The 4,273-nt window shown below is 72.9% G+C and carries 5 protein-coding genes; 4 read left to right on the top strand and 1 reads right to left on the bottom strand.

Translation table 11 applies throughout. From position 1 onward, the window contains the following. The 4 genes from AOK22_RS23695 to AOK22_RS23685 form a co-directional block, all read left to right on the top strand. Positions 1-1,232: CynX/NimT family MFS transporter (locus tag AOK22_RS23695; protein ID WP_055700727.1), on the top strand; the 1,232-nt coding region annotated here is incomplete at its 5' end. A 43-nt stretch (positions 1,233-1,275) separates the two neighbouring features. Beyond that, positions 1,276-1,392 carry an SGM_5486 family transporter-associated protein gene (locus tag AOK22_RS43760; protein WP_107102012.1) on the top strand — a complete coding sequence of 39 codons (117 nt, stop codon included), beginning with the start codon at positions 1,276-1,278 and terminating at the stop codon, positions 1,390-1,392. 212 nt (positions 1,393-1,604) lie between these two features. Further along, a complete protein-coding gene (locus AOK22_RS23690; protein ID WP_055700726.1) occupies positions 1,605-1,820 on the top strand; it encodes a hypothetical protein in 216 nt (71 codons plus the stop codon). 88 nt (positions 1,821-1,908) lie between these two features. Then, positions 1,909-2,427, top strand: coding sequence for a SixA phosphatase family protein (locus AOK22_RS23685; RefSeq protein WP_055700725.1), 519 nt, complete (start codon positions 1,909-1,911; stop codon positions 2,425-2,427). A gap of 104 nt (positions 2,428-2,531) precedes the next feature. Here the strand turns inward: AOK22_RS23685 and serB are convergent, their stop codons facing one another. Then, positions 2,532-3,746 carry a phosphoserine phosphatase SerB gene (gene serB / locus AOK22_RS23680; protein ID WP_055700724.1) on the bottom strand — a complete coding sequence of 405 codons (1,215 nt, stop codon included), beginning with the start codon at positions 3,744-3,746 and terminating at the stop codon, positions 2,532-2,534. Positions 3,747-4,273 lie beyond the last annotated feature (527 nt).

Here is a 4,273-nt window from a genome sequence, read left to right as displayed (position 1 = left end):
AGGCACCCACGCGCGCGTGGGCGACGCGGCTCGTCACCGTCGGCATCGTCCTCGCGGCCCTCAACCTCCGCCCGGCGATCACCAGCCTCGGCGCCCTCCTCGAAGAGGTCCGCGACGGCCTCGGCATGAGCGGCACCCTCGCCGGACTGCTCACCTCCGTGCCGCCGCTCTGCTTCGCGGTCTTCGGCGTCATGGCGCCCCGCTTCGCGCGGCGCTTCGGGCCGAGTGCGGTCGTCTGCGTCGGCATGGCCGCCATCGCCGCGGGCCTGGTGATCCGCCCCTTCGTCGGCGGCACGGTCGGCTTCCTCGCCGCCACCGCCCTCGCCCTCATGGGCATCGCGGTCAGCAACGTCCTGATGCCGGTGATCGTCAAGCGGTGGTTCCCCGACCGCGTCGGCTCGATGACCGGCCTGTACTCGATGGCGCTCGCGCTCGGCACCTCCCTCGCCGCGGCCCTCACGGTCCCGGTGACCGACGCCCTCGGCGGGCGCTGGCAGAGCGGCCTCGCCGTGTGGGCGGTCCTCGCCGTCGTCGCCGTGGTCCCCTGGATCCCGCTCGTCCGCGACCGGGGCGCGGCCGGTGCCGCCGCCCCGGAGCACGTCAGCGCCGCCGTGCGCCAGGAGGATGACGGGCTGCGCATCACGCACAGCCGCACCGCCTGGGCGCTCGCCGTCTTCTTCGGGCTCCAGGCCACCGCCGCGTACATCACGATGGGCTGGATGCCGCAGATCTTCCGCGACGCGGGCGTGCCCGCGAGCGAGGCCGGCGTGCTGCTCGCCGTCACCATGGCCATGGGCGTGCCGCTGGCCTTCGTCATCCCCAGGGTCGCCACGCGCCTGACCAACCAGGGCCCCGTCGTCATCGTCCTCGGCGCCTGCGGACTCGCCGGGTACGCCGGTCTCTACCTCGCCCCGGCGGGCGGCGCCTGGGCCTGGGCGCTGCTGCTCGGCATCTCCAACTGCGCCTTCCCGCTGGCCCTGACGATGGTCGGCATGCGGGCCAAGAGCAGCGTGGGCGTGGCCAAGCTGTCCGCCTTCGCGCAGAGCACCGGCTACCTGATCTCGATCCCCGGTCCGCTCCTGGTGGGCGTGCTCTACCAGCACAGCGGCGGCTGGGGCCTGCCCATCGCGCTCATGGCGGGCCTGATGGTGCCGCAGATCGTCATCGGCACCCTGGCGGGCCGCAACCGCACGGTCGAGGACGAGGTGGCGGCCAGGGCCAAGACGGCCTGACCCCGCCGGAGGGAGGACGGGCAAAGGGTGCGAGACTGGCCGTATGCCCGTCCTCGACCCGAACCCCCAGAACGGCCAGAAGAAGCTGCTCATCGTGCTCGGCGCGATGCTGGCCATCACCGTGATCATCGGCATCGTCGCCTCCGTCGCCTCGCCGTGACCCCGGCCCCGCCGTGGATCCCGCCCCCCGGAGGGGCCGGCTCCGGCGGGGCCGCGACGCGTCGGTGGTGGTGCTACCCCCCCATCCCCTAGGGGGTCAGTGTCAGGGTCAAGTGGGTGGATCTCCGGATGGGTTGAGGGGCGCCGATCACCTAACTTCGAGTTGTGCCCGCGAAGACGCGGCGCGGATCGCTCGAAGACCACGGAGGCGGCATGTCGGCCCGAACGCACACCCGGCGCGACCCGGCGGATTCGGGCAGCGTCGAGATCCAGCTCCCGTGGTGGGCCGTCGCCCTCCCCGCCATCGCCTTCGCGGCCCTGCTCCTGCTGATCCTCAATCCGGTGGACGCCCACGCCGCGACCAGCGAGCCCGTCGTCACCAACCTCCTGGAGCGCATACGGACGATGGTGCTGCACACGGCCCCGTGAGCCCCCCTTCGTCCATGGCGTCACCCGTGGTGGGGGACCACGTCAACTCCCTGCGCCCATTGGCGCGTTTCATGCGAAGCTGGGATGCATGAGCGTCGCAGAACCCCGCAGGATTGTCCTCTTCCGACATGCGAAGGCCGACTGGCCGCAGGTGTCCGACCACGAGCGGCCGCTCGCCGAGCGCGGACGCAGGGACGCCCCGGTCGCCGGGCGCAAGCTGGCCGACAGCGGCATCGCCTTCGACCTGGCCCTCTGCTCGACCGCGGCCCGGACCCGCGAGACCTGGAAGCTCGCCGTCCAGGAGCTCCCGCAGCGGCCGAAGACCGTCTACGAGGAGAGGGCGTACGAAGCCTCTCCCGGCGAGCTGATCGCCGTGCTCAACGAAACCCCGGACGACGTGCGCGACCTCGTCCTGATCGGCCACAACCCCGGAGTCCAGGGGCTCGCCGACGTCCTGGCGGGCGAGGCCGAGGGCGACGCCCAGGTGCGGATGAACCGCCGGGGCTTCCCGACCGCGGCCTTCGCCGTCCTGACCTACACCGGGTCGTGGAAGGCCCTGGAGCCGGGCGTCGCCACGCTCGTCGACTACTGGGCGCCGTCCGAGTAAACCCTCCTCCGTCCACCGTGAGGGGCCCGGCACCGAGGCGGTGCCGGGCCCCTACGACGTATGGGGGACGAGAGGCGCGGGACGTACGGAGAGGCGCGGTGCCGTCAGTCGGTGTGCGTGTCCGCCGCCTCGACCTCTTCGCGGGTGATGCCGAGGAGATAGAGGACGGTGTCCAGGAAGGGCACGTTCACGGCGGTGTGCGCGGCCTCGCGGACCACGGGCTTGGCGTTGAAGGCGACCCCGAGGCCCGCCGCGTTCAGCATGTCGAGGTCGTTCGCGCCGTCGCCGATCGCGACGGTCTGCTCCAGCGGAACCCCGGCCTCCGTGGCGAAGCGGCGCAGCAGGCGGGCCTTGCCCGCGCGGTCGACGATCTCGCCGGTCACCTTTCCGGTGAGCCTGCCGTCGGCGATCTCCAGGGTGTTGGCCTGGGCGAAGTCGAGGCCGAGACGTTCCTTCAGATCGTCGGTGACCTGCGTGAACCCGCCCGAGACGACGCCCACTTGGTAGCCGAGGCGCTTCAGGGTGCGGATGAGGGTGCGGGCGCCCGGGGTGAGGCGGACCTCGGAGCGGACCTTGTCGACGACCGAGGCGTCGAGGCCGGCGAGGAGCGCCACGCGGGCGTGCAGCGACTGCTCGAAGTCCAGTTCGCCGCGCATCGCCGCCGCCGTCACCTCGGCGACCTCGGCCTCGCACCCGGCGTGCGCGGCGAAGAGCTCGATGACCTCGTCCTGGATGAGCGTCGAGTCGACGTCCATCACGACCAGGCGCTGGGCGCGGCGGTGCAGGCCCGCCGAGACGACCGCGACGTCCACGCCGAGCTTGGCGGCCTCCATCGCGAGGGCGGTGCGCAGCGGCTCGGTCTCAGTGCCGGAGACCGCGAACTCCACGGCGGTGACCGGGTACTTGGCCAGCCGGAAGATGCGGTCGATGTTGCCGCCGGTCGCCGTGATGCGGGCGGCGATCGCGGCCGTCGACTCCGAGGTCAGGGGGTGGCCGAGCACGGTCACCAGCGAACGCCCGAGCCCTCGGGGCCGGTTGTCGCCGATGCCGGAGATGATCTCGGCCTGCATCTTCATGGAATCCGCCCAGCTGTGGACGGTGGAACGCAGGTCGCCCTCCAGGCCGGCGGGCGGCTCGGTCACGAGCGCGCACAGCACGATGCGGCCGCGGGTGACGACCTGCTCGATGTCGACGACGTCGACGGAGTAGGCGGCGAGGGTGTCGAAGAGGCCGGCGGTGATGCCGGGGCGGTCCTTGCCGAAGATCTTGACGAGGAGCGTCGGGACGTCGGCGGGCTGCGGGGGCTGCGAAGCACTCATGGTGAGCCCTACGGTATCCGTCCGCCCCGCGCGGGCGCCGGGACGGTCCGCGTGCCGGACACCGTGGCTCCCGCGCGGCCGTCGCCCACGTCAGCGCGGCCTGCGCGGTCCCTTCTCCGGCGGTGGCGGGGGAGGCGGCGGTGGAGGGGGCCAGTCCGCGGAGCGGGAGCGGTTCCCCTTCTTCGGGGAGCGCGGCGGCACGACGGGCCCCGCGACGGTCGGCGCACCGGAGACATCCTTGGGGTGCCGGGGTGTCCGAGGCGTCTGCGGTGTCTGCGGCGTCTGGGGTGTCCTCGGAGTCCGCGGCTCCCGGGACTCCTCTTCGGCCGCCGATGGCCCCTGTCGCCCCTGTGATTCCTGCGGCCCCTGGGGTGCTCGTGGTGCCCGCCGGGCCTGCGGCGGCCGGGAATCCCGAGCCTCCCGCGGCACCCGCAGATACGGATTCGTGTCGGGGTTCGGCGGCCGGTACGGCGTGCCGGGATCGTACGGAGTACCGGGCTGATAGTGCCCCGCCCCGGCCTGCCCCT

Origin of the sequence: Streptomyces silaceus (assembly GCF_001419745.1) — a bacterium.
In the GTDB taxonomy this organism is placed as follows: Bacteria; Actinomycetota; Actinomycetes; order Streptomycetales; family Streptomycetaceae; genus Streptomyces; species Streptomyces silaceus.
Note: the sequence above shows the minus strand (reverse complement) of the source record. Positions and strands in the feature narration are given on the sequence as shown.

Bases quoted from the DNA above. Each gene is read 5' to 3' on its own strand.
- AOK22_RS43760 (WP_107102012.1), top strand. From the start codon at position 1,276: ATGCCCGTCCTCGACCCGAACCCCCAGAACGGCCAGAAGAAGCTGCTC.
- serB (WP_055700724.1), bottom strand. From the start codon at position 3,746: ATGAGTGCTTCGCAGCCCCCGCAGCCCGCCGACGTCCCGACGCTCCTC.
- AOK22_RS23685 (WP_055700725.1), top strand. From the start codon at position 1,909: ATGAGCGTCGCAGAACCCCGCAGGATTGTCCTCTTCCGACATGCGAAG.
- AOK22_RS23690 (WP_055700726.1), top strand. From the start codon at position 1,605: ATGTCGGCCCGAACGCACACCCGGCGCGACCCGGCGGATTCGGGCAGC.